The sequence below is a fragment of the Pseudomonas sp. CC11G genome (assembly GCF_056174845.1).
Genome location: NZ_JBWBZC010000012.1, coordinates 117,910 through 143,764, shown reverse-complemented (window position 1 = coordinate 143,764; position 25,855 = coordinate 117,910). Strand labels below are relative to the sequence as shown.

Annotated in this window: 19 protein-coding genes, 1 tRNA gene, 4 pseudogenes and 1 riboswitch; of the genes and pseudogenes, 20 read left to right on the top strand and 4 right to left on the bottom strand. The window is 59.2% G+C overall.

The window, feature by feature from the left end; translation table 11 throughout:
* Positions 1-40: 40 nt before the first annotated feature.
* Positions 41-268 carry a hypothetical protein gene (locus tag AC0V2S_RS16225; protein WP_475510630.1) on the bottom strand — a complete coding sequence of 76 codons (228 nt, stop codon included), beginning with the start codon at positions 266-268 and terminating at the stop codon, positions 41-43.
* A gap of 363 nt (positions 269-631) precedes the next feature.
* On the opposite strand from AC0V2S_RS16225, the gene AC0V2S_RS16220 reads away from it, so the two are divergent.
* A complete protein-coding gene (locus tag AC0V2S_RS16220; RefSeq protein WP_108099367.1) occupies positions 632-799 on the top strand; it encodes a con-10 family general stress protein in 168 nt (55 codons plus the stop codon).
* A gap of 200 nt (positions 800-999) precedes the next feature.
* On the opposite strand, the gene AC0V2S_RS16215 is transcribed toward AC0V2S_RS16220, so the two are convergent.
* Positions 1,000-1,440, bottom strand: a complete 441-nt coding sequence (locus AC0V2S_RS16215) for a hypothetical protein (RefSeq protein WP_475510629.1) — start codon at positions 1,438-1,440, stop codon at positions 1,000-1,002.
* A 321-nt stretch (positions 1,441-1,761) separates the two neighbouring features.
* Positions 1,762-1,867, top strand: a riboswitch (guanidine-I (ykkC/yxkD leader).
* A gap of 53 nt (positions 1,868-1,920) precedes the next feature.
* Between AC0V2S_RS16215 and AC0V2S_RS16210 the strand changes: the two are divergent.
* The 17 genes and pseudogenes from AC0V2S_RS16210 to AC0V2S_RS16130 form a co-directional block, all read left to right on the top strand.
* Positions 1,921-2,982: pseudogene (locus AC0V2S_RS16210) on the top strand (putative urea ABC transporter substrate-binding protein).
* A gap of 176 nt (positions 2,983-3,158) precedes the next feature.
* Positions 3,159-3,974 (top strand): ABC transporter permease, encoded by an 816-nt coding sequence (locus tag AC0V2S_RS16205; RefSeq protein ID WP_475510628.1) that lies wholly within the window; start codon positions 3,159-3,161, stop codon positions 3,972-3,974.
* A pseudogene (locus AC0V2S_RS16200) lies at positions 3,971-4,770 on the top strand (ABC transporter ATP-binding protein). Before AC0V2S_RS16205 ends, AC0V2S_RS16200 begins: the two are co-directional and overlap by 4 nt.
* Before the next feature lie 2 nt (positions 4,771-4,772).
* Positions 4,773-5,501 (top strand): urea amidolyase associated protein UAAP1, encoded by a 729-nt coding sequence (locus tag AC0V2S_RS16195; RefSeq protein ID WP_475510627.1) that lies wholly within the window; start codon positions 4,773-4,775, stop codon positions 5,499-5,501.
* Between the two features lie 10 nt (positions 5,502-5,511).
* Positions 5,512-6,147 (top strand): urea amidolyase associated protein UAAP2, encoded by a 636-nt coding sequence (locus AC0V2S_RS16190; protein WP_457440057.1) that lies wholly within the window; start codon positions 5,512-5,514, stop codon positions 6,145-6,147.
* Between the two features lie 275 nt (positions 6,148-6,422).
* Positions 6,423-10,070 (top strand): urea carboxylase, encoded by a 3,648-nt coding sequence (gene uca, locus AC0V2S_RS16185; RefSeq protein ID WP_475510626.1) that lies wholly within the window; start codon positions 6,423-6,425, stop codon positions 10,068-10,070.
* 148 nt (positions 10,071-10,218) lie between these two features.
* A complete protein-coding gene (gene atzF, locus AC0V2S_RS16180) occupies positions 10,219-12,024 on the top strand; it encodes an allophanate hydrolase (protein WP_475510625.1) in 1,806 nt (601 codons plus the stop codon).
* A gap of 57 nt (positions 12,025-12,081) precedes the next feature.
* The gene (locus tag AC0V2S_RS16175) at positions 12,082-12,300 is read left to right on the top strand and encodes a cysteine-rich CWC family protein (protein ID WP_475510624.1); all 219 of its coding nucleotides are present in this window, start codon (positions 12,082-12,084) and stop codon (positions 12,298-12,300) included.
* Entirely contained in the window at positions 12,300-12,992 is a 693-nt protein-coding gene (locus tag AC0V2S_RS16170; RefSeq protein ID WP_475510623.1) for a pseudouridine synthase, read from the top strand. The genes AC0V2S_RS16175 and AC0V2S_RS16170 overlap by 1 nt, the downstream gene beginning before the upstream one ends.
* Positions 12,993-13,162: 170 nt before the next feature.
* Complete coding sequence (locus AC0V2S_RS16165) at positions 13,163-14,194, top strand: L,D-transpeptidase (RefSeq protein ID WP_475510622.1); 1,032 nt, start codon at positions 13,163-13,165, stop codon at positions 14,192-14,194.
* An 87-nt stretch (positions 14,195-14,281) separates the two neighbouring features.
* A complete protein-coding gene (locus AC0V2S_RS16160; protein WP_475510656.1) occupies positions 14,282-14,998 on the top strand; it encodes a murein L,D-transpeptidase catalytic domain family protein in 717 nt (238 codons plus the stop codon).
* A 416-nt stretch (positions 14,999-15,414) separates the two neighbouring features.
* Positions 15,415-16,287 carry an alpha/beta fold hydrolase gene (locus AC0V2S_RS16155; protein WP_475510621.1) on the top strand — a complete coding sequence of 291 codons (873 nt, stop codon included), beginning with the start codon at positions 15,415-15,417 and terminating at the stop codon, positions 16,285-16,287.
* A gap of 98 nt (positions 16,288-16,385) precedes the next feature.
* Positions 16,386-16,459 (top strand) — tRNA-Gly (locus AC0V2S_RS16150).
* Between the two features lie 132 nt (positions 16,460-16,591).
* Positions 16,592-17,353, top strand: a complete 762-nt coding sequence (locus AC0V2S_RS16145; RefSeq protein WP_475510620.1) for a hypothetical protein — start codon at positions 16,592-16,594, stop codon at positions 17,351-17,353.
* 446 nt (positions 17,354-17,799) lie between these two features.
* Positions 17,800-18,942, top strand: coding sequence for a GmrSD restriction endonuclease domain-containing protein (locus AC0V2S_RS16140; RefSeq protein WP_475510619.1), 1,143 nt, complete (start codon positions 17,800-17,802; stop codon positions 18,940-18,942).
* On the top strand, positions 18,935-19,435 hold the full coding sequence (locus AC0V2S_RS16135; protein WP_475510618.1) for a HEPN domain-containing protein: 501 nt from the start codon (positions 18,935-18,937) through the stop codon (positions 19,433-19,435). The genes AC0V2S_RS16140 and AC0V2S_RS16135 overlap by 8 nt, the downstream gene beginning before the upstream one ends.
* Positions 19,436-19,825: 390 nt before the next feature.
* Positions 19,826-20,368 (top strand): annotated as a pseudogene (locus AC0V2S_RS16130) (FRG domain-containing protein); the annotation flags it as partial.
* A 216-nt stretch (positions 20,369-20,584) separates the two neighbouring features.
* On the opposite strand, the pseudogene AC0V2S_RS16125 reads toward AC0V2S_RS16130, so the two are convergent.
* Positions 20,585-21,590 (bottom strand): annotated as a pseudogene (locus AC0V2S_RS16125) (GlxA family transcriptional regulator).
* A gap of 103 nt (positions 21,591-21,693) precedes the next feature.
* Here AC0V2S_RS16125 and AC0V2S_RS16120 point away from each other — a divergent pair.
* Positions 21,694-22,587 carry a LysR family transcriptional regulator gene (locus AC0V2S_RS16120; RefSeq protein WP_475510617.1) on the top strand — a complete coding sequence of 298 codons (894 nt, stop codon included), beginning with the start codon at positions 21,694-21,696 and terminating at the stop codon, positions 22,585-22,587.
* A 160-nt stretch (positions 22,588-22,747) separates the two neighbouring features.
* Positions 22,748-23,683, top strand: a complete 936-nt coding sequence (locus AC0V2S_RS16115) for an AraC family transcriptional regulator (RefSeq protein WP_475510655.1) — start codon at positions 22,748-22,750, stop codon at positions 23,681-23,683.
* A gap of 42 nt (positions 23,684-23,725) precedes the next feature.
* On the opposite strand, the gene AC0V2S_RS16110 is transcribed toward AC0V2S_RS16115, so the two are convergent.
* On the bottom strand, positions 23,726-25,648 hold the full coding sequence (locus AC0V2S_RS16110; protein ID WP_475510616.1) for a tyrosine-protein phosphatase: 1,923 nt from the start codon (positions 25,646-25,648) through the stop codon (positions 23,726-23,728).
* Positions 25,649-25,855 lie beyond the last annotated feature (207 nt).

Sequence of the window (25,855 nt, the reverse complement as noted above, 5' to 3'; positions counted from 1 at the left end):
TCTATCGGCATGGCGAATATCGTCTTCAACGGTATTCGCCCTACCCCTCTTCCTTATCGTTTGCGGACTCCGCTTCCTGCCACTTGGCCCATTTGGGCGGCACCAGCTTGCCGGCCTGGTAGGTCTTTTCCACCGTGGTGCCATCTTCGTTATGAATGATCAGCACCGCATCTTTGCCGCGTAAAAACCGCTCGGTTTCCTGAATCAGGCGACCTTTTGTTGTCGCCGTTTGGAGGGGCGCGTGGCGCCGCGTTTGATCAGTTGCCAACCCTCTGGCACACGGTTGATGTGGTAGTCGCCCATGCTGCATTTATCCCTGAATGTCACTGCCGCCCGCACGCCTAGTGCTACGGGCTGTGAAGTATCCGAGCGAAACGCTGTAAAGGCAGTTCCGTACAAAGGATGAGCGGTCATTTCAGTGCAGCGGATTTATGCGTCTTAGTTGCTTAAATTCATTCGCGCAAGCGCAGCGGCATAATCGGAAGTTTGCCCCGAAGTTGCACTTTAATATCAAAAAACCGTTTGTCGCCAATGACTTAATTTAAGCGAACGATATGCGGTGAGGGCCTTCAGAGTTCGTGTAAGGCCCATTAGGGTTTTGCTACTACTCATAGCAAGAGGAGAAACCAAAATGCCTACCAACAAAAACCCCGGTAATTTCGCCAACGATCGAGCGAGGGCCTCGGAAGCTGGGCGCAAGGGTGGACACAACAGCGGCGGTAACTTCGCCAATGATCCACAGAAAGCCTCGGAAGCGGGCCGCAAAGGCGGTCAAGCCAGCCATGGCGCCAGAGGCTGACGGTTTGTTGCATGAGCCTTGATTCAACCGGGAGTTGAATCCAGCAAAAGCCCGCGAGAGCGGGCTTTTGTTTGTCTGATGGTCAGGCTCGAAATTCTGGGTCCCCGCCTACGCGGGGACGACGGTGGTTGTAGTAGAGACTCCGTCATTCCCGCGAAGGCGGGAATCCAGAGTCTCAAGTCAGTGTATGCGCGTCGGCTTTAGCGATTCTTCTGCCGCCAATCCCCATGCCCGCTGCGGTTGTCCCCACGGTGATCATTGCCGCGATGATCATCCCGACGGTGGTCGTCACGGCGATGGTCATCGCGGCCACGGGCGTGCTGACGATCCGGCCCACGCCCAGGCTGATTCCAGCCTTGCTGCATCGGCGCACGGCGCGGCGCGCTGTAATAGCGCGGTTGGGGGGCCGGCACGTAGTAGCGCGGCGCCGGGCGATACACCGGCGGCGGCGAGTAATAGCGCGGTGCCGAGTAAACGCGGTATTGCTGCACGCTATAGCCACTGCCGTACACCGGCGCGCTGTAAACATTTCCATAACCGCCGCGGTAGCCACGGTCGTAACTGTCGTCGTAGTCATAACCCGCACAACCAGCCAAAAACAGGCCTATCAGACCAAGCAGCAGGGTTCGATAGCGCATCATGGCAGCCTCCTGAGACCGCACGGGAACCGAGCAACGAATGCCGCTCTTTTGGTGTTCCCGCAATCTTGGACAGCACGAAAAGAACGCCGCTTGCTGTAGGGGCATTCATATTCCATTGCCAGTTATTTCATAAGCGCACCAAAGAGCAGCACCCTTTCAGTGCGCGCTTTATTTTCGTGCGCGCCCTGCCCGGCCTCTTTCTACCTATCTCGCCCTAGCCCCCGGCCCTTCTGGCCGAAGCCAACTTGGCACGTCTCTCGCTTTAGTTCAGGTGTGCAGGATTCACCCGAGCCAAGGCCCGGGTACGCGGCACCACAATTTGCAATGGATGACTAGGGTTCCGGCTAGCGCTTAAAACGCTCAGTGACTGGTCCGAGAGTTATCGACCTCCAGTGAGGTTACACGGCGGGACAAAAGCCCGGGAGACGAACGCCAAGCCGCGTTGCGCCTGCCCGCTTTTTCTCGAACTGGAGGTTTTTTATGCGCAAGTCCCGTCTTCTAGCCCTCGCTTTCACCGGCCTTGCTGCCGCCTTCAGTTTCAGCGCCCACGCCGCCACCAAAGACAAATTCAGCGTCTGCTGGACTCTCTACGCCGGTTGGATGCCGTGGGAATACGCGGCCGCCGAAGGCATCGTCGACAAGTGGGCCAAGAAGTACAACATCGCCATCGACGTGGTGCAGCTCAATGACTACGTCGAGTCGATCAACCAGTACACCGCCGGCCAGTTCGACGGCTGCACCATGACCAACATGGACGCCCTGACCATTCCGGCCGCCGGCGGCGTCGACTCCACCGCGCTGGTAGTCAGCGACTTCTCCAACGGCAACGACGGCATCGTGCTCAAAGGCAAGGGCAAAACCCTGGCCGACCTCAAGGGCCAGCCGGTCAACCTGGTGGAACTCTCGGTGTCGCACTACCTGCTGGCGCGCGGCCTGGAAACCGCCGGCAGCGAAAAAGACCTGAGCGTAGCAACACTTCCGACGCCGATATCGCCGCCGCTTTCAAACACCACGAAGTGAATTCGGTGGTGACCTGGAACCCGATGCTGGCCGAAATCAAGCCCTGCCCGACACCACTGAAGTGTTCAACTCAGCCAGATTCCCGGCGAGATCATGGACATGATGGTGGTCAACACCGCCACCCTGAAAGACAACCCCGCCCTGGGCAAAGCGCTGACTGGAGCCTGGTTCGAAATCATGGAATTGATGACCACCGAAAGCCCGCGCGCCACCGCCGCCCTCGAACATATGGCCAAGGCATCGGGCACCGACCTCGCTGGTTTCAAAGCCCAGCTGGCGACCACCAAACTCTTCTACACCGCCAAAGACGCCTTGACCTTCGCCACCAGCCCGCAACTGCCGGAAACCATGAGCAAGGTGGCGAACTTCTCCTTCGCCCATGGCCTGCTCGGCGAAGGCGCGAAAGACGCCGGCGCCGTGGGTATGAGCTTCGCCAAAGGCAAGGTCACGGGCGACTCGGACAACATCAAGCTGCGCTTTGACCCGAGCTACGTGCAGATGGCGGCGGACGGCACCTTGTAAGCGTGACTGACGATGAACGCGACAAAAACCTCCGTCGTTCCCGCGCAGGCGGGAACCCAGAATCTGGAAGGGTTCGCCCTTTCTCAAGCCCACCTGAATGCCGAAATTCTGGATCCCCGCCTACGCGGGGATGACGGGAGATGTCGGGACAACCCGACCATGAATTTGAGACCGCCATGCGCCTGATCAATCGCCACCCAGACGGTGCCGGAAGACTGCTGCTAATCCTGCTGCCGTTCGCCCTGCTGCTGTTTGCCTACTTCACCGGCTCCGCCGCGCGGTTGGCCGACAACCCCAATGACAAGCTGCTGCCCAGCGCCGTGCAAATGACCGATGCGGTCAAACGCATGGCCTTTACCGAAGACAAACGCAGCGGCGGTTATCTGCTTTGGCAAGACACCGCCTCCAGCCTGCAACGCCTCGGCATGGGCCTGGGCATCGCCGCCCTCATCGGCCTGTGCCTGGGCATTGCCGCCGGCACCTTGCCGCTATTCAGCGCACCGCTGTCGCCACTGCTTACGGTGCTGTCGATGGTGCCGCCGCTGGCGATTCTGCCGATTCTGTTCATCGTGTTCGGCCTGGGCGAATTGTCGAAAGTGATGCTGATCGTCATCGGCATCACCCCGGTGCTGGCCCGCGACCTGGAACAACGGGCGCGGGAAATTCCGCCGGAATTGCTGATCAAGGCACAAACCCTCGGCGCCTCGACCTGGACACTGATTCTGCGGGTAATTTTGCCGCAACTGCTGCCGCGCCTGCTGATTGCCCTGCGCCTGGTACTGGGTTCGGCGTGGCTGTTTCTGATTGCCGCCGAAGCCATCGCCTCCACCGACGGCCTGGGCTACCGGGTGTTTCTGGTGCGCCGCTATATGGCCATGGACGTGATTCTGCCTTACGTGGTGTGGATCACCCTGCTGGCCTGGCTGATGGACCTGGGTTTGAAGCGCCTGACTCAACTGGCCTTCCCTTGGTATGAAGGGGCGAAAGCATGAGCGCCTTCATCGAAGTCAAAAACGTTTGGCAGAAATACGGCGACCAAACCGTTCTCGAAGGGCTGAATATCAACGTTGCCGAAGGTGAGTTCTGCACTTTGGTGGGCACCTCCGGCTGCGGCAAATCCACCTTTCTGCGCCTGCTGCTGGGCCAGGAAGTACCGAGCAAAGGCGAGATTCTGCTGGGCGGCAAAAGCTCGTCGGCGAGCCTGATTCCAGCCGTGGCGTGGTGTTTCAGCGTTACTCGGTCTTCCCGCACCTTTCGGTACTCAACAACGTCGCCCTCGGCTGGAACTGCCCCGCGCGCCGCTGTTCGGGCGCCTGTTCGGCCAGGCCAAACGCGATGCCCGCGAGCAAGCGGCGGCGCTGTTGAAAAAGGTCGGCCTGGGCCACTCGCTGGACAAATACCCCACGCAACTTTCCGGCGGTATGCAGCAGCGTCTGGCCATTGCCCAGGCGCTGATCATGCAGCCGCGCGTGCTGCTGCTCGACGAGCCTTCGGCGCCCTCGACCCCGGCATTCGCAAAGACATGCACGAACTGCTGCTGGAGCTGTGGCGCGAGACCAAGCTGACGGTATTTATGGTCACCCACGACCTGTCCGAAGGCTTCACGTTGGGCACCCGGTTGATGGTGTTCGACAAAGTCCGCCACGACCCGCACGCCCCCAACGCCTATGGCGCACGCATTACCTACGACATTCCCTGAACCCCGACCGCCGCGCCACCCGCGCCGCCGTCGAAGCCTTGCCGGCGCACGTCACCGGCAGCCTCCATACCGTTTACCAAGGAGCCTGATCATGACCAGCGCGTTGAGCCTGCGCCCCAGCCTGTATGAAGAAACCGTACCCGGCGGCGGCCACACCTCGTTCGTTCTCAAGCGTGGCCAGTTGCTGCGCATTACCGACCTTGAAGGCGGCGCCAACGTCAGCCTGATGCTGCTTAACGCCGCCGAGAAAAGTGAGCGGCTGAACCTGCCGGACAGCCTCAAGGGCCAGCACACCGCCAAGCTCACCGTCGGCCATTGCCTGTACTCGGACATGGGCCGCGTGCTAGCCGCCATCACCGCCGACACCTGCGGCTGGCACGACAGTTTTGGCGGCGTGCTAAGTGCCGCCGAAGTGCAGGAAAAATACGGCGCAGGCCGCTACCAGGAATTGCGCAACAGCTTCTTCCGCAACGGCGTGGACAACCTGCTGGTGGAAATGGGCAAGTGGAACCTCAACCTGCAAGACCTGCTGATGGTGCTCAACCTGTTCAGCAAGGTGACCGTCGACAGCGACGGCTGCTTCCACTTCGCCGCAGGCAATTCCAAGGCCGGTGACTACGTGGAGCTGTACGCGCCAATGGACACGCTCGTAGTGCTCACCGCTCTGCAACACCCGATGGACCCCAACCCCGAATACGCGCCAAAACCTGTGCAGCTGAACTGGAGCCAGGTCGCCGAAGACGGCATCAGCGTGCTGTGCCGCACCTCGCGCCCGGAGAACGGCCGCGCTTTCCACAACACCGAACGTCAGTACATCTGAGGGCCACGCCATGTCACTTATCCACAGCCCTCTCCATGAAGAAGCCGCCGTATTTCGCGCCACCATCGGCGCCGGCGAACCGTTTCTGAAAGAGGTAAAGGCCGGGCAAACCCTGCGCCTGCTCGACCTGGAAGGTAACCAGGCGGTCGACACCCTGTTCTTCAGCGCCAGCAACCCACGCGAGCGCTACGACGTACAACGCACCCTGCGCAAACAGAACCGCGTGTACCTCACCACCGGCACCGTTTTGTACTCCAACCTCGGCAACCCGCTGCTGACCATCACCGCCGACACCTGCGGGCGGCACGACACCTTGGGCGGCGCGTGCGCACAAGAGAGCAACACCGTGCGTTACGCCTTGGATAAACGCTACATGCACAGCTGCCGCGACAACTTCCTGCGCGCCAGCCTGCACGACGGCCGTCTGAACAAGGCCGACATCAGCGCCAACATCAACTTCTTTATGAACGTGCCGGTAACGCCCGAAGGCGGCCTGACGTTTGAAGACGGCATCTCGGCCGCCGGCAAATACGTCGAGCTGGTGGCGCATATGGACGTGATTGTTCTGATCTCCAACTGCCCGCAACTGAACAACCCCTGCAACGGCTACAACCCGACGCCGGCGGAGTTTTTGGTATGGGACTGATTCGGCGGTGGTTGTTTGCGCTTTGCCAGAGTCGCAGTGGGCAATGCCTGAACGCGGATGGACTCCCCTCTCCCGCTTGCGGGAGAGGGGCTGGGGGAGAGGGCGAGGGCCAAACGCACCATCAAAGTCCCCCCTCACCCTAACCCTCTCCCCGCTGGGGCGAGGGGACTGACCGAGTCCACCTGATCGCTTAGCAAGAATTCCCCACCGTGGACGACCACGGTGCAGACCGAATACAGCGGGACGGCCCGCCTCCCCTTTCGAGGGCTTACGCCATGTTCAACAAACTGCTGATCGCCAACCGTGGCGCCATTGCCTGCCGCATTCTGCGCACCTTACGTGCGCTGGAAGTGCAGGGTGTGGCCGTATATTCCGAGGCCGATGCTGCCAGCCTGCATATCCAGCAGGCCGACGAGGCGTACAGCCTGGGTGAAGGCGCGGCTGCCGGCACGTACCTGAAGGTCGAGAAGATTCTCGCCGTGGCCAAACAGACCGGCGCCCAGGCCATTCACCCCGGCTACGGCTTTCTTTCGGAAAACGCCGCCTTCGCCGAAGCCTGCGAAGCGGCCGGCATTGCCTTTGTCGGCCCGACGCCGGAGCAGCTGCGCGTGTTCGGCCTCAAGCACACCGCCCGCGCCCTGGCCAAGCAACACGGCGTGGCCATGCTCGAAGGCACCGAACTGTTGGAAAACCTCGACGCCGCGCTAATCGCCGGTGACCAGGTGGGCTACCCGGTGATGCTGAAAAGCACCGCAGGCGGTGGCGGCATCGGCATGCGCGTGTGCCGCTCGGCGGCCGAACTGAGCGAAGCCTTCGATGCCGTCAAACGCCTGGGGCAGAACAACTTCAGCGACGCTGGTGTGTTTATCGAAAAATACATCCAGCGCGCCCGTCACCTGGAAGTACAGGTGTTCGGCGATGGCCAGGGCGAGGTGATCGCCCTCGGCGTGCGCGACTGCTCCGTGCAGCGCCGCAACCAGAAAGTGCTGGAAGAAACCCCGGCCACCAACCTCCCCGCCGGCATGGCTGATGAACTGTGCGCCGCCGCGATCAAGCTGGCCAAGGCGGTGAACTACCGCAGCGCCGGCACCGTGGAATTTGTTTACGACAGCGAGGCGAGCCAGTTCTATTTCCTGGAAGTGAACACCCGTCTGCAGGTGGAACACGGCGTTACCGAACAAGTGTGGGGCGTTGATTTGGTGAGCTGGATGATTCAGCTGGCCGCCGGTGACCTGCCGCCGCTGCAAGAGCTGATCAAGGGCTTGAGCCCAATAGGCCACGCCATTCAGGCGCGCCTGTATGCCGAAGACCCGGGCCGTGATTTCCAGCCGAGCCCTGGCCTGCTAACTGCCGTGCAATTCCCAACCGCCGATGGCAAAACCCTGCGCATCGATACCTGGGTGGAAGCCGGCTGCGAGATTCCGCCATATTTCGACCCGATGATCGCCAAGCTGATCGCCTGGGCGCCGACCCGTGAAGAAGCCAGCACCGGCCTCTACAACGCCCTCGGCGACAGCGTGCTGTACGGCGTGGAAAGCAACCGCGACTACCTGCGCCAGATCATTCAGGACGTCCCGTTTGCCAGCGGCAATCCGTGGACCCGCTGCCTTGAGCAGTTGGTGTACAAAGCCGACACCGTCGAAGTGCTCGGCGCCGGCACCCAGACCACCGTACAGGACTACCCCGGCCGCCTCGGCTACTGGGCCGTCGGCGTACCCCCATCAGGCCCGATGGACAGCCTGGCGCTGCGCCTGGGCAACCGCCTGCTGGGCAACGTCGAGGGCGCCGCCGCACTGGAAATCACCATGAGCGGCCCGACCCTGCGCTTTAACACCGATGCGGTGGTGGCCGTGACTGGCGCGGTTATTCCCCTGAGCCTGGACGGCGCGGCCCAAGCCATGAACACCGCACTGCTGATCAAAGCCGGCAGCACTCTGACCCTCGGCACCATTGCCGGTGCCGGCGCACGCAGCTACCTGTGCCTGCGTGGCGGCCTGCAAGTGCCGGATTACCTGGGCAGCAAAAGCACCTTTACCCTCGGCCAGTTCGGCGGCCACGGCGGCCGTGCCTTGCGCGGCGGCGATGTGCTGCATATACCGGCGCTGACCGGCAACAGCCATGGCGCCAGCCTCGACGCCGAGCAGTACCCGCCATTGCCGGCGGTGCGCACCATCCGCGTGATCTACGGCCCGCACGGCGCGCCGGAATACTTCACCCCTGAATACATCGACACCTTCTTCGCCACCCATTGGGAAGTGCACTTCAACTCCAGCCGCACCGGCGTGCGGTTGATCGGGCCGAAGCCGCAATGGGTACGCGAGAGCGGCGGTGAGGCCGGGCTGCACCCCTCCAACATCCATGACAACCCATACGCCATCGGCGCGGTGGATTTCACTGGGGATATGCCGGTGATTCTTGGCCCGGATGGGCCGAGCCTGGGCGGGTTTGTATGCCCGGTGACGATTATTGAGGCGGACTTGTGGCAGTTGGGTCAGCTGAAGGCTGGCGATAAGGTGCAGTTCACCCCGGTCGATATTGCGACAGCACGCTCGCTGGTCTCCCCTCGCCCGCTCGCGGGAGAGGGGCCGGGGGAGAGGGCCGCAGCCAGCACAATCCAAAGCCCCTCTCCCCAACCCTCTCCCGCAAGCGGGCGAGGGAGCCGATTGGCGCTCGTTTCACCAATCGTATTGGACCTCGGCCAAGCCGACACCCGCCTCGTCGCCCGCCTCTCCGGCGACACCCACTTACTGGTAGAAATCGGCGCCCCCGAGCTGGACCTGGTACTGCGTTTCCGCGGCCACGCCCTTATGCAGGCCCTGGAAGCCAAAGCCCTGGACGGCGTTATCGACCTGACCCCAGGTATCCGCTCGCTGCAAGTGCACTACCAGCCGGAAACCCTCAGCCTCACCGATTTGCTCGGCATCATCGCCGGCGAGTGGGACGCCGTGTGCGCCGCGCAGAACCTCGAGGTGCCGTCGCGCATCGTGCACCTGCCGCTCTCCTGGGATGACCCGGCCTGCCAGTTGGCCATCGAGAAATACATGACCACCGTGCGCAAAGACGCGCCCTGGTGCCCGAGCAATCTGGAGTTCATCCGCCGCATCAACGACCTGCCCAATCTCGAAGAGGTGTACCGCACCGTCTTCGAAGCCAGCTACCTGGTGATGGGCCTGGGCGACGTGTACCTCGGCGCGCCGGTGGCCACGCCGCTGGACCCGCGCCATCGTCTGGTAACCACCAAGTACAACCCGGCGCGTACCTGGACGGCGGAAAACTCGGTGGGCATCGGCGGCGCCTATATGTGCGTGTATGGCATGGAAGGCCCCGGCGGTTACCAGTTCGTCGGCCGCACCCTGCAGATGTGGAACCGCTACCGCGAAGTGGCCGCGTTCGACGGCAAACCCTGGCTGCTGCGCTTCTTCGACCAGATCCGTTTCTACCCGGTGAGCGCCGAAGAACTGCTGCAAATCCGCAAGGATTTCCCGCTGGGCCGCTATGACCTGAAGATCGAACACAGCGTGCTCAACCTCGCCGACTACCAAGCGTTTCTGGCCACGGAAGCCGACACCATCGGCGCCTTCCGCCGCCAACAGCAAGGCGCGTTCAACGCCGAACGCGAGCGCTGGATCGCCAGCGGCCAGGCGCACTTCGACAGTGAAGAAGCGGTGGTAGAACTCGGTGAAGACGCCCCACTGGCCGCCGGCCAACACAGCATCGAAAGCCATATCGCCGGCAACCTCTGGCAGGTGCAGGTCGAGGCCGGCAACAGTGTGAAGGCTGGCGATGTGCTGGTGATTCTGGAGTCGATGAAGATGGAAATTCCGCTACTGGCCCCACGTGACGGGGTGGTGAAGGAAGTGCGCGTGCAGCCGGGGTCGGCGGTAAGGGCTGGGCAGCGTGTGGTTGTGCTGGAAGAGGTTTGATTGAGCTCCCCTCTCCCGCTTGCGGGAGAGGGGCTGGGGGTGAGGGCTGGGCCAAACGCCAAATCAAGGTCCCCCCTCACCCTAACCCTCTCCCACGAGGGAGAGGGGACCGAACGAGAGATGCGAGAAACTTTTTAAGGAGCAACCTATGAACCACCCACACGACCTGCGCCTAAGCGCCGTCAAAGCCGCCTACCTGGCCGGCACCACCACCCCGCGCCAACTCATCGGCGCCCTGCGTGAACACGCCGCTGCGCTAAACCCCGAATTCAATCTGTTCATCCACCTGCTCACCGCCGATGAGCTGGAACCCTACCTCGCCGCCCTCGACGGCAAGACCGCCGACAGCCTGCCGCTGTTCGGCGTGCCGTTTGCGATCAAGGACAATATCGACCTGGCCGGCATTCCCACCACCGCCGCCTGCCCGGCGTTTGCCTATACACCGAGCGAGTCCGCCACTCTGGTCAAGCAACTGCTGGCACTCGGCGCTGTGCCGCTGGGCAAGACTAACCTCGACCAGTTCGCCACCGGCTTGAACGGCACCCGCTCGCCGTACGGCCCATGCCGCAACAGCGTGCACCCGGACTATCCGTCGGGCGGCTCCAGTGCCGGTTCGTCCCTAGCCGTGGCCCTGGGTTTGGCAAGTTTTTCGCTGGGCACCGACACCGCTGGCTCCGGCCGGGTGCCGGCCGCACTGAACAATCTGGTCGGCCTCAAGGCCACCAAAGGGCTGATCTCCACCGCGGGTGTGGTACCGGCTTGCCGCACCCTGGATTGCGTCACCTACTTCACCGCCACCGCCCGTGAAGCCAGCCAACTGCTCGGCCTGACCGCCACCCTCGACCCGGCCGACGCCTACAGCCGCAAAAACCCGCTGTGGAACGATGCCAGCGCCTTCGGCCTGCCGCGCAAAGGCTTCCGTTTTGGCGTGCCCAAACAACTGGAATTCCTCGGCTGCACGGAAAGCCCGGCGCTGTTTGCCGCCACCATCAACCACCTCGAAGCATTGGGTGGCGTGGCGGTGGAACTGGATTTCGAACCCTTCGCCGAAGCGGCGCGTCTGCTCTATGAAGGCCCGTGGGTGGCCGAGCGCTACAGCGTGGCCGGCGAGCTGATCGAAGCGCAGCCCGATGCCGTGTTGCCGGTGATTCATGCCGTGCTGTCCAAGGCGCCCGGCACCACTGCCGTGGAACTGTTCCGCGCCCAGTACCGCCTGCAGGAACTGAAAGCCATCTGCGACCGCGCCATGGCCGAGCTGGATTGCGTGCTGACCCCGGCCTATCCGCGCCCGGTAACGTTGGCCGAACTGGACGCCGAGCCGGTCAAACGCAACTCGGACCTGGGCTACTACACCAACTTTATGAACATGCTCGACTACGCCGCCATCGCCGTACCTGCCGGGTTTATGGCCAATGGGCTGCCGTGGGGCGTGACGCTGTTTGGTCGCCCGTTCACCGACCAGTACCTGCTGAGCCTGGCCGAAGGGCTGCAATGCGAAACCGACCTGCCTTTGGCCGGCGAACGCAGCCTGGGCGTTACCGCGCCGACCAACCTGGCCCGCCACGACCTGGCGCGGGTGGTGGTATGCGGCGCGCACCTGGATGGCCTGCCGCTGAACTGGCAGCTCAAGCAGCGCGGCGGGCGTTTGCTGCAAGCCACACACAGCTCGGCCGACTACCAACTCTGGGCCCTGGCCGGCGGCCCGCCGTTCCGCCCCGGCATGATGCGCGTGACCGAAGGCGGCGTGGCCATTGAAGTGGAAGTGTGGGAACTGCCGAGCAGCGAGCTGGGCTCGTTCCTCACCGGCATTGCCGCCCCGCTGGGCTTGGGCAAGGTGCAGTTGGCCGACGGCACGTGGGAAAGCGGGTTTATCTGCGAGCCCTATGGGTTGGCCGGCGCGACCGATATCAGCCACTTTGGCGGCTGGCGTGGGTACCTGAAAAGCAAGGCGTAGTAGGCGCCACGCAGAGGGCGAGCTAGCATGGCGCATCCCTCCAGAGCCGCTCGCCCCATGCCCACTGATGTCGAACTTTGCCCCTTGTGCGGCCAGCGCAACCGCTGCAGCCAGGTCGACCCGGCCAGCAACGGCGAGGCGTGCTGGTGTTTCAGCACGCCGATCTCGCCCGCCGCATTGGCGCGATTGAGTGCAGAACAGATCGACAAAAGCTGCCTGTGCCCCAGCTGCGCCAAGGGCGTTGCCGCCGCTTCCGGTGATGAGCCGAAAGCCTGATGCGCCTCGACCGCTTCCTCGCCAACTTGCCCGCCGCTAACCGCTTCGACGCCCGCCAGCAACTGGCGGCCGGGCGGGTAAAAGTGGACGGCGTGGTAGTGCGCGATGGGTTGCTGGATATCCGCGAATTCCAGCAAGTGGAGTTGGATGACGCCGTGCTGCAGGCGGGCAAGCCGGCGCTGTATTTCATGCTGCACAAGCCGGCTGGGTACGTCAGCGCCACCGAGCACGACGAGCACCCGACCGTGCTCGACCTGCTGCCCGAAGCCGCCGAACACACCTTGCACCTAGCCGGGCGCCTGGACCTGACGACCACGGGTTTGCTGCTGCTGACCAATGACGGGCATTGGTCGCGACGGGTTACCCAGCCGACCAGCAAACAGCCGAAGGTGTACTACGTCGAGACCGAAGAGGTAATTACGGCCGAGTACATCGACGTGTTCGCCCAAGGCCTGTACTTCGCCTATGAAGACCTCACCACCCTGCCCGCTGGGCTGGAAATTCTCACGCCCCATAGCGCTCGACTAACGCTGTATGAAGGCCGTTACCATCAGGTAAAACGCATGTTTGGGCACTTTCAGAACAAGGTGGTGCGGCTGCATCGGGAAAGTGTGGGGGCGCTGGTGCTCGATCCCACATTGGCCCCCGGTGAATACCGCGCGCTTATGTCAGACGAAATCGCGGCGTTCTGAAAGTCAAAAACTCGAGGCTAAAGCCTCTCCCACCATTGACGGCGAAACGTGTGGGAGAGGCTTTAGCCTCGATCCCAGGAAAAGCTGCTTTGGGATTTGCGGCAAAAAAAATCGGGACTAAAGTCGCTGCTACGGGCTCAAAACCCATGCAGACGTTTTGGAGGGCCGGCATGAAAGCGCTGTCGTTGTTAGTGGGTTCACTCGTCGTGATCAGCTTGATGGGGGCCGTTACCCCGCCGCCAATCTTGGCCCCGATTCCGGCGGCGCAGGACTTGCGCCAGCAGCTGCAAGAGCTCAAACCGGGCCAATTTCTGTGGTACCCGCAGGTGTCACCGGCCGGCCCGGTGACCATCGTGGTAAGCCTCACCGAGCAACGCGCCTACGTGTACCGCAACGGCATCGCCATTGGCGTGAGCACGGTAAGCAGCGGCAAAAAGGGCCGCGAAACCCCGACCGGCGTGTTCAGCATTCTGCAAAAAAGCGTCGACCATAAATCCGATCTCTACAACAGCGCGCCCATGCCCTATATGCAGCGCCTGACCTGGGACGGCATCGCGCTGCACGCCGGCCACTTGCCCGGTTACCCGGCATCCCACGGCTGTGTGCGGCTGCCGATGGAGTTCGCCAAAAAGCTGTTCGAAACCACCGGCTTCAGCTCCACCACCGTGATTGTCTCCGACTCCCACAGCGCGCCCGTGGAGGTCTATCACCCGGGCCTGCTAGCGCCCACCGTAAGCGCCGGCAAACCGGTGGCCACCGCGGTACTCAGCGGCGACACCTTCTGGAACGATCCTGGCGACAGTGCCGGGCCGCTCTCGGTATTGATCAGCCGCGCCGACCTGCGCACCTACGTGTTTCGCGGCGGGCAACTGGTCGGCAGCGCACCCGTGATGGCGCTGGACAGTAACCAGCCGCATAACGGCATGGCGGTGTTTTCGCTGCTGGAAAAACCCTCCACCAATGAACTGCTGCCGGCGCAACCGCTGCATTGGTCGGCCATTCAGGTGAGCAATCCAGAGTTCGGCAACTCGCCCCGTGAACAGCTCGGCTCACTGAATGTGAACCCCGATTTTCTGAAAAATCTGCATGCCGCCATGGACGTCGGTACCACCCTGGTAATCACCGATCTGGCCTCCACCTCGGAAACCCGCAGCAACGGCAACTTCACCGTCATCACCACCGAAGCGGAAAAAGGCAAATAACCGCTGGTCAAAAAATGATCGGAAGCGTGCCGTCAATTGTGCACAATGCCCGCGCACAATTACTCAAACAGGGTTTTCTGCTTGTTTATTCGAACCACTTGGGGAAGCGCCCTGCGGCGCTGTGCGGGCCTGTGCGGCCTGCTCGTTCTGACCACCAGTTTCGCCGCTCACGCGCAAACGCTGCCCAGCGCCACGGACCTGCAACGCCTGGCCCCCAGCGCCAACCTGACCGCCCTGAAGCTCGCCCTCACCGCGTACCAATGCGCCAGCGTGGCCGACCCGAACAAGCTGCTCACCGTCATCGACTATTCGAAACCCTCGCGGGAAAAACGCCTGTGGGTGTTCGATCTGGCGCACAAAAAACTGCTGTTCGAAGAGTGGGTCGCCCACGGCAAGAACAGCGGCGACGACATGGCCACCTCGTTCTCCAACGTGCCCAACAGCTACCAGAGCTCCATCGGCCTGTACCAGACCGGCGTCACCTACAGCGGCAAACACGGCCGCTCGTTGCGCCTGGTTGGCCTGGAGCCGGGCTTCAACGACAACAGCCAATCGCGCGCTATCGTCATGCATGCCGCCGCCTATGCCGACCCGAAAGTGGTACCCGGCCTCGGCCGTTTGGGTCGCAGCCAAGGCTGCCCCGCCGTACGCCCCGCCATCGCCGGCAAACTGATCGACACCTTGAAAACCGGCAGCTACGTTTTTGCCTACTACCCACAGAAAAAGTGGCTCGACACTTCACGCTACCTCGGCGCACAAAGCTGCCCGAGCACCGGCGAAACCCTGGCCGTTCTGCAGAAGTGAATGGCAGTGACCGGTCGGCAAACCGGTCACTCATCGGACCGGCCGCGCCAGAGCGTTTTAATTACCGAAAAAGTCCCCGCCCACGCTTGCAGCTGAAAACAGCAAGTGCTTAACTCGAATCACAAGGTCAGAGCGTGACTCACCAGTCACAGCGACCATCTAAGCACTTCCCCGGTTACTGGCGCTCTGCGCCAATTGGATTCCTGCCTGGTTCACCCGCCTTTTCACACGCGTTCCCCACGCCGTGTGGCAGTTGCGCTGTTCGATCCTAACCGCTTTAAAAACAATAACTTATAAATTTTGCTGACTGACATTCGTTTGTCATGTCTTGGCGTTTTGCTGTCTGCCCAACACGGCTCTTTTTAGCGGCTACCCCGCTTATGTGAGCACTACCTTGCGCCAAGGAGGAAGACGACATGAGGCCAGAAACCGCAGTCGTTCATGCATACAGTCACAATGTGCACACCGAGTACTACGCCAACCCGGCGGCGCGTAAAACCGTCATCCTGGTAAACGGCTCGTTGGCCACAACCGCCTCATTCGCGCACACGCTCAAATACCTGACACCGCAATTCAACGTCGTGTGCTACGACCAGCCCTACGCCGGCCAGTCCAAAGCGCACAACGCCCACGTGCACCCGCTGAGCAAGGAAGACGAAGCGGAAATTCTGCTCGAGCTCATCGACCACTTCGACGCCGACTACCTGTCGTCCTTCTCCTGGGGTGGCGTGGCTTCTTTGCTGGCGCTGGCGCAAAGGCCCAAACGCATCGAGAAAGCGGTGATCAACTCGTTCTCGCCGCTGCTCAACGAACCCATGCTCGACTACCTGGAAAAAGGCCTGTACTACCTGCAGACCATGGACCGCGACAACATGGGCCACCTGGTGAACAACACCATCGGCAAACACCTGCCGTCGTTGTTCAAACGCTACAACCACCGGCACATCAGCACCCTGCACGACCACGAATACCGGCAGATGCACGCGCACATCCACAAAGTGCTGCACCTGGACACCCACTGCCAGATGGCGTGCCTGCACAGCATCGACACGCCGCTTATGTTCATCAACGGCGAGCACGACGAATACACCACCGCTACCGATGCACGCATCTTCGGCAACCACCTCAACGACTGCCAGTTCACCACCGTGACCAATGCCGGGCACTTCCTCGACATGGAACACAAAGGCGCCTGGCAACAGACGCAGAACGCCATGCTCGGCTTTCTGCAAACCGGCAACCAACAACGCCGCCCGGTACACGAGAGCACCGCCGCCATCGCAGTATGAGGTTGAGAGAATTGTCCGCCCGCCGTGAAAAACATTGCCCTGTTATCACGGCGGGCTTCAATTCCCCGCCGGCTTCTGGTACAACGTCAGCCGCAAAAGCGGGTGTCGTATAATGGCATTACTCCAGCTTCCCAAGCTGATAACGAGGGTTCGATTCCCTTCACCCGCTCCAGAATCTGAAACAACAAAAAGCCCCGCTGATGCGGGGCTTTTTTTTAGCTTTGCTACACCCACAAAATCACAGCCGGCCGACAGTCAGCTTCAAGGACGAACGTAACGGCGAGAAAACAAGGAGTTGTTGGTAATGATGTCCCAGTCCGATGCACCCGCAGTAAATACCCTCCCTCAAAAGCTCACCTCGCTGATCACCCGTGGCATGGCCGGCCTCAGCGTCGTGCTCGGAGGCTTGTGGGCGTTGATTACCTACGCAGTGCCAGACCCGAGCGTATTTGGCTTCAGCTTTATCAGCTGGAAGAACGTGATTGTGGTGGTCAGCACCTTTCTCTTCTTGGGTGCCATTTCGTTCGGCTGGCAAATCCGCAACCTCACACCATTGCTACGAGGTTTTCTGCAAGTCTGCATCGTGAGCGTGTTGAGCTTCGGGTTCTTCACCATGGGCATGGAGTACGCAAAGCCGTCGTTCGAGTTCGCCAAAGTGCAAGCAAAGGTCGTAGAGAACGACGGTAACAACCTGCTCGGCAAACGCATGGAAGTGCTCGACAACATTCGGATCGAACTCGAAGGCTGCGAAAATATTGGCCGGATTCCTACCTGCACGTTCGAGCTGACCAACTTGAATGTGGATCGCGACTTCCAATTTAGCTCTGACTCGCGCCTGTTCGACGAAACCGGCGGCCCGCTGCGGGTAAGCGCATCAAGAGTTGGCAAAGTGGAAGAGGACAGTCTGTTCAGCTTCCAGTTGGTTCGTAACGTGCCAACCAAAATCACCCTGACCTTCCAGCAGAGCAACAACAAGTTGACCAAGTCGCCAGCGATCAAGCTGCTCTTCCGCGACAAAGCCTACGAGACCATCACGCTAAAATTCAGTGACGTGGAAATGCGTTGATTGCGGGACGCGGCTCTGTGTACCGTAGTGGCCAAATGATGTGCATGGGCTAGGCTTCAAGCCGGCGTTGAGATCAATCCATTTCAGGGGACGAGATATGTTGAACATCAAACCAGGCCCAAAGCCCAAGCGAGATGACGGGAAAGATGACCGACGCCGCCATGTAAACCCGGAAAACAAGCCCAAACATCCGACGCTTCCTGTGCATAAGCCTTCAACGTAGAGCTAGAGATCATACTGATTGTAAGCTTCAAGCGGAGCTTTGTTCGACCCTCTAGCCCTGTGTAAAGAGTTCTAGAGTATAAAAAATAGATCTGTCCTTTTCCCTAAATTAAAAACCATGTTGCTTAATCTGAAGCAAAGGGTTCTCAAGTCGTATGCCTGACCAATACGAAAGCTTTTCTCACGAACTTTAAAACACAGCCACTCAGTCAACAAGGATCTGTATGAGCGAAATAATCAGCGAAGATGGGATAGAGCTTCCTGCGGAAGAACAGGATGACTTCTACAGCGATGACGATCTGTTTGAAATATCGTCTTGGGGAGCAGATCTAAGTTTTAGAGAACTTATAGCCCGTTACGACGACGACGAGTTAGTCAAGCCAGAGCTACAGCGAAACTACGTATGGGATAAACCCGAGGCTTCTCGGTTTATAGACTCAGTATTGCTAGGGCTACCGGTACCAAGTATTTTTTTGGCGAAAACAACAGACGAAAAGTTGCTCATAATAGACGGGTACCAACGTTTGATGACCGTCAGAGACTTCGTTAAAGGAATATTTTCAAAAGACGGCACTATATTCAAGCTATCTAGGAGCGGCAAAATTCACGAGCGCTGGATGGGAAAATCGTTCTTAGAATTATCTCCCGAAGATCAAAGAAAAATAAGAAACACGACCATTCATGCAATTATATTTATGCAAAAGCAACCAACCGAGGGTGACACAAGCCTTTACCAAGTGTTTGAAAGAATTAACTCAAGTGGGAGATCCCTGCTCCCACAGGAAATTAGAAATTGCGTGTATCAGGGACCAATGAATACTCTGCTTTTTGAATTAAACACGAACGAAAACTGGAGGCGTTTGTGGGGCAAACCGACTCAAGACTCCCGAATGAGAGACTTAGAAGTCATATTAAGATTTTTTGCTCTTTCTTCAGATAAAATTCAACACGATGATGACGCACCGGCCAGAATTTCGTTAAAACAATATCTAAACCAGTACATGGACTTAGTGAATGACGAAAAATTCTGTGCCATTTTCAGGACTCGGTTCATCAATACTATTGATTTTGTAGCCGAACATATCGGGCCAACTGCCTTTCACAACATCTCACCTTCCGATGAAAACAGACTGGTTCCAAACTTTAGTCCAACTTTATTCGACTCTATCATGATAGCGGTCGACATGGGTATTCGAGGCGGAATAGCAGAAAACTATATAGCCGGAATGAACGACAGACGCCTGCAACTACTTCGCAGTCCTGATTATCAAAAATTACTGTCCCAGGAAACTATGCGTATTCCAAACATTCGGGATCGAGTGGCCGATATGTATTACGCATTGTTTGAGGGTGAGGGCAATGAATAACGATGAAGTAGCGGCGTCAATTCAATCTTGCATAGATGAGTTAGAAGGAATAAGAGCATTCATTACCGGAAATGGAGAAGAGGCCCGTCCAACACCCTATCTGAAACGATACGCAGTGATGAGAGCGACCGGCTGCATAGAAGTTGGTTTTAAACAAATAATTGCAGATAGAGTTGACCAAAATAGCGAAGCACACGTAAAAAACTTCATCAAAAGAAAGGTCAGAGAAAGCTCGACGAATCCAAGACTAGGCGCAATTGAAAACTTACTTTCTGAATTCGATGATAGATGGAGGGGGCGATTCGATGAACTAGTTGGCCTAGCAGACAAGCCCAAATTGAAGGGTGCACTGACCTGCTTAGTTGACGCACGAAATGAGTTTGCTCACGGAGGCACCCCCGACTTAGATATCGCAATCATCATTACGAATTTTCACGATTCAATTGAGGTGCTAAAAGCATTGGATAACTGCGTTTCTTATGACTATGAATAGCCACCGGTAAGATATCTCCCGAGACCGGCCAAACAAGTCCTGAATATGATGAAGTGAATTCAAAATTGCCCGATCAAAGCGCGGGATAGCAATCAAGATATAAGTAGCTAAGCGCTGGATTACCAGAAGGCACGGGAAGTTGATGAAGCAGGGAAATTATCGAGTGGATTCTACTGCTCCTAATGGATATAAGACGCCAGATATATGATAAAAACGAACATGCGCTCCTATAGAAAAATAAGGCTAATAACTAATGAATTCAATAGTAACAGATAGTTTCGAAAGCTTCGTAAGTCACATTGAGTCAATAGACGAAAGCAAAGAACTTGTACTATTTAGAGGCCAGGCCATACAAGGGAACTTACTCCCCGGTATCGCGAGGGGAAACCCCAAAAAAATACAAAAGAAGATGAAATCAAGGAACTTAACGAACTGAGAAGAATGGGCGGGGCATTTTTTAGTAGCGACCTTAATGATTGGGAGCTTCTAATTTCCGCCCAACACTTTGGATTAAAAACCAGGCTACTTGACTGGACGAGCAATCCGTTAGTCGCACTATGGTTTGCGTGTAGCGATCGAGTCGAAGGCGATACTTATGTTTACTATCTATATGCTGATGAATTTTTGAGTGGATCTGACAAAGGTCCATTTCAAATGAGTAAAACAGTAGTGATCAAGCCAACCCTAAACAATCCAAGAATTATCGCCCAGCACGGTTGGTTTTCAGCCCATTCATTCTCTACTAAAACAAACTACTTCGTTGCCTTAGAAAAAAATTCAAAAATAAAAACTTCTTTGTTGGAAATATGTATTCCACAGCAGTCTAGATCCAAGATTTTAAAATCCTTAGACCGCCACGGCATCAGTAGCAGAACGCTATTCCCTGATCTGGAAGGTCTATGCAAATTTCTAAACTGGAAGCATGATAATTAAGCGGCGTGTCTAAAAAGTGTCGGAAACAACGCTGACCAAGGCGGGGTAAAGCGAGATAGAATTCCAATAAGCTCAGGCATAGCGGGGTAAAGCTAGCCTAAGCCCTTGAAAATAAAGGGTTCGATTCCCTTCACCCGCTCCAGAATCTGCAACACAAAAAAGCCCCGCAAAAGCGGGGCTTTTTCGTTTCCCTCATATCGCGAGTAGGGACCGCACTCACACCAACCGCTTCTCCTTCGAAGGCCGATACCCGTAATACGAGCTGTAGCACCGACTGAAATGACTCCCCGTCACAAACCCGCACGCCAGCCCCACGTCCGCCACCGACAGCTTGGTGTGTTGCAGCAACCGCCTCGCTTCGGTAATCCGCAGTTCGAGGTAATAGCGCTGCGGCGTAGTGCCCAGCTGCTCGCGGAACAGGCGTTCAACCTGGCGGCGTGAGCGACCGACGTATTCGGCGAGTTGGTCGAGTTCCAGCAGTTCTTCAAGGTTGGCTTCCATCAGCTCAACTACCTGCCGCGTGGGGTCGCTGATTTTCAGCAGGGACTTGGGATTTACCCGCCGGTAGCGCGAGGCTTCGAAGGCGAGGATGTCTTCCACGCCGTCGACCAGGGCGCGGGTGTGGCGTTGTTTGATCCATTCCAGAATCAAGGTCGGCGCGCCGGATGCCGAGGATGCGGTCAGGCGGTCGCGGTCGATCACGTACGATTCGCTGGTCACTTCCGCCCGCTTGGCCACCTCGGCCAAGGCCGAGCGGTGTTCGGGGTGGATGGCGCAGCGGTAGCCGTTGAGCAGGCCGGCATTGCCGAGAAACCACGCGCCGTTCCACAGGCCGCCGAGCGGGATGCCAAGTTCGGCAGCGTCTTTGAGCAAGCGGTTCAGCTCTGCCGTGGCTTGCAAGGCGGTGCGATAGCCGCCGCACACCATGAGCAAATCCAGCGACTGCAAACACGCGTGGTTGAACGTGGCGTCCGGGCGGATAACCAGGCCGAGGTCGCTGATCACCTCGTTGCCGTCGAGGCTGAAGTGGGTCACGGCGAACAACCCGCTTTGCAACAGGTTGGCGGTTATCAGCGCGTCCAGCGCTTGGTGAAGGCCGGCAGGGAAAAGTGTTCGAGCAGCAGAAACCTACGCGCGCCGGTTTGCCGGATGCTTTCTTTTCGTCATCCAGGTAGCGGTAGTTTTTGTTTTTCATCACGTCACTGAAGTCACGACGTTGCATGGCTGGGTGCCTCGGTGTGGTCTTGCATCTGCCGCAGGGAATGCCCGTATGGTGCCGTAAACAGGTGGCATAATCCCAGCCAACTCATACCCGAGATAAATAAATGGCCACCGAGAGCTACGACCAGATCGCCATTTTCGCCGTGGTGGCGCAAGAGCGCAGTTTTACCCGCGCTGCCGCCAAGCTCGGCATGTCGCAGCCGGCGTTAAGCCGGGCCATGCGTCAGTTGGAAGAGCGCCTGGGCGTGCGCTTGCTGGCCCGCACTACGCGCAGCGTGTCGCCGACTGAAGCCGGTGAACATTTACTGCAAGTGGTGGCGCCGCGGTTCGAGGAGATCAACAGCGAGCTAGCGTTGCTCAGCGAATTTCGCGACAAGCCAGCCGGCAAGTTGCGCATCACCGCCAGTGAGCATTCGGCCAATTCGTTGTTGCAGCCCGTGCTGGCCAAGCTGCTGCCGGACTACCCGGACCTCAGCATCGAAATCAGCGTCGACTATGGCCTGACCGATATCGTCGCCGAAGGCTTCGATGCCGGCGTGCGCCTGGGCGAGCAAGTGGCCAAAGACATGATCGCCGTGCGAATCGGCCCGGATATGCGCATGGCGGTGGTCGGCTCTCCCGCGTATTTCAGCCGATACCCGCGCCCGGAAATGCCGCGCGATCTGGTGCAGCACAACTGCATCAATATGCGCTTGCCCACCTATGGCGGCGTGTATGTGTGGGAGTTTGAAAAGAATGGGCAGGAGCTGAAGGTTCGCGTCGAAGGGCAGTTGGTGTTCAACACTCTAGGTCTGCGGCTGGAAGCGGCCCTGCAAGGATTGGGACTGGCCTATCTGCCCGAAGACGTCGTGCAACCGCACATCACCGCAGGACGTTTGGTGCATGTGCTGGCGGACTGGTGCGAACCCTTTACCGGCTACCACCTCTACTACCCCAGCCGACGCCAGGCGTCACCGGCGTTTACGTTGTTGCGCGAGGCGTTGCGGTATTCGGTGTAGGCCAATACACGGCACGTGGGCGTTCTGCTTTCGACCTACAAAAGCCGCGTCACGCAACTGTCACCCCCACTTGCTACCGTCCGCGCGCCCTTTCTATACGTGGACGCCCAGGTTGAATTCGCTCAGTTCGCGCAAGCAAATCGTTATCCGCTCCGACGCCATGGACGCCGACCAGTTCGGCGCGCTGTATATCCAGATGTTCGGCGACTTGTATTCCGACCTGCCCCCACCGCAGCACAAAATCGTGATCGCTGGCGTCTACGGCCGGCATGAGGGCGTGAGTTTTCGGCGCATGGGTTATCGCGGCGACCTCACCACGGCCCTGCCGGACTTGAACGATGAAATCACCTTTGTGATTCCCACCGCCGGCACCGTCATATTCACCCAGAAAACCGACACCATCGGCACGCCGCAGATGGGCCTCGCGGTGGAAAAAGCCAGTGTCAGCTCGGTGCGGTTTTTCGACGGGCATGCGCAATACGGTCTGTCGGTTCGCCGCGGGTTGTTTGCCGAGCGGCTGTCGACCCTGTTGGGTAAACCCATTATCGACAAGGTACGTTTTCAGCCCGTGGTGGACTTCAACCAGCCGGCCTTTCAAGGCATCAAGGCGATCGTGGGATTGGCCACCGGCAATGAGTTCGACTTGCTGATCAACTCCAGCGTGCTGATGCCCAGTCGCCTGCAGGAAATGTTGATCGACGCGGTGCTCGATAGCTGGCCGCATAACTACAGCGAAGCGCTGCATCGCCCGAGCCCGGCCATTGCGCCGCGGCATGTGAAGCTGGCGCTTGAGTACATTCAGGCGCACCCGGATTCCTTGGTCAGCGGCACCGAACTGGCGGCGCTAAGCAATGTGAGTTTGCGGGCGTTGCAGGATGGATTTCGGCGGTTTGTTGGCAGCTCGATTGTCGAGTACCAGCGCCAGGTGAGGCTGGAGCGGGCCCATCAGGTGTTGCTTGAAGATAGTGCGCAGTCGGTGACGGAAGTGGCGTTACGCTTAGGCTTCAGCAATGTCGGCCGGTTTTGCCAGTACTTTCAGAATGCGTATGGCGTCAGTCCGGCGGACCTGAAAAAGGGCCTGCGTAACCGCCATTGAAAACACCCGGTGCGTCGCCACTGCGGCGCACCGGGTGGTCAGTCAGAACAAATAGCTGGCCTTCAGGCTACCGCTGTAACCATGGCTATCACCGCCACAGTTGGCACCTACTTCAGCGCCAATACTCAACGCGCCAAGGTTGGCCGTCAGGTTGACCGCACCGGTGAATTGATCGCGGTTATCAAAGGCCGCGCGCTGTTCGATATCCAGCCCCAGCAAGCGCCCTTCGCTCTCGATTTTCTGATCGCCCAGGGCATGTTCGTAACCCACTTCAACGCCCGGCACCAGCTGCCAGCCGCCGCTTACAGCGAACGGCGCGAACGTGGTTTTCAGATTGGCCACGGCGCTGCGACGGGTCTCCTGAATGCCGTCTACATCCAGGGCCAGGTCGTTGCCTTTTTCCTGGAAGCCGGACAGGTTCACATGGCTGACGCGCAAGCCCAGGCTCGGCTCCAGGGTCAGGCTGGCCAGTGGTGCACGGTAGCCCAGCGCCAGGCTCGCGCCGCTCAAGGTGCCATGGGTGTCGCCCTTGGCCGAACCCAAACCGCCGCCGAGGTCGCGTTTGCTGTCGTAGGCCACATAGCCAGCGCTGGCCTTGGCCTCCACAAACACACCCTGCTCCAGGCTGCCCGGCGCAAAGCGCGCGCCGCCGCTGACGAAGGTGAAGTCGGTATCCACTTCACCGCCATCGCCGCCGACGCTGCCTTTGCTGTAACCAAAGCCTGCGTGAGCGCTGAGCTGCTCAGAGAAGCGCTGGGTCAGCCCCACCATTGTTCCTTGGGTGTGTTCGTTGCTGCTGGCCGCCTGGCTGGAGCCGTCCGTGCCCAGGTAGCCAGCGAGGCCGGTGGTCCACAAACGGCTTTGGCCGACCTTCTGGTCGATACCGCTGGTAAACGGCGAAGCGGCTTGGTCGATCAAGGCGTCCTGGCGCAGCAGGTAGCTGGCCGCATCGGCATGCACCTGGCCGCCGATGGTGGAGTCCACACCACCGAGCGTGCCGGCATCGATGGCCGATTGCAGGTAGAAGTTGTACGCCGAGTACGTGCCCGACAGGCTGCTGTTCTGCAATTGCTGTAACAGCTGCGCACCGGCCGAGGCGTTGCCCAGCGAGGCAACTTCGCCCGGCAGGCTGCTGTAATAAACCATCTTGGCGCGCAGCACGTAGATGGTTTCTTGCGACAGCCCCAGGCCCTGTTTGAGGTAGTTGTCCATGCTGCCGTACTCGGCCGTCACTTCGTCCAGGCCGGCCTGCAGATAGCTGGCCTGCACGCCCAGCAGCGGCGCGTAGATAGCCGCCATGCTGGCCGGCATGTAGGCCAGGGTCGCTGCCACGCGGGCGGCGGTGTAGTCGTTGGTGGCCAGGTAGTCGCTCATGATGGTGGTGCTGTCCACGCCGGCGATGCTCAGCAACACGGCAGTGGTCCAGCCGGTGCGGTCTTTGCCGGCGGTGCAGTGGAACAACTGCGCGCCATCGGTGGCTGCCAGTTCGTTGAACAGGGTGGAAAACTGGCCGCGCATGCCGCTGTCGTTCACGAACGCGCGGTTGGTGTCTTCCATCATGGTGATGGCCTGCGCTGCACTGGTGAAGTTGATATTGGTGATATTCGAGCCCGACGTGGTGCTGCCGATGATGTCGATATTGGTGTAGCTGGCGCCGGTCAATAGCGTGTCTGGCGTCGAAGCAATTTCACTTGGCGTGCGCAAGTCGTAGACGGCAGTAATGCCCAGGCTATTAAGCGTGGCCAGGTCCGAGGCCGTGGGCGTAATCGCGTTGGAGCGATAGAACTGCCCGGCGCGCATCACGCCATCGTTGGTCGTGGTGTAGGCCGTGGTAGTGCCGGCGATGTCACGGAAGTTATCGATACCCGTCAGGCGCGCGGTATCGAGCGTGTAGGTATCGGCCGCCTGGGCAGCGGCAATGGACAGGCTCAGGAGCGACAGGGAACACAGCAGACGTTGCAACACAATGTAGCCTCATTGATACGAAATTGAGGCTGGCCACTTTCTACTGCGCCTGGTACCCGAATATGACAAACAACCCGACCGCGCAAATGGCTGCGCGTTTGGTCCGTGGGGTGCGTGATTGGTCCGTGAATGGCCTTCTAGGCCAGTCTATGAAGGGCTATGTGTAAACCACTTTTTTGCACTGTAAACCACGGTGGTTTACAGCTG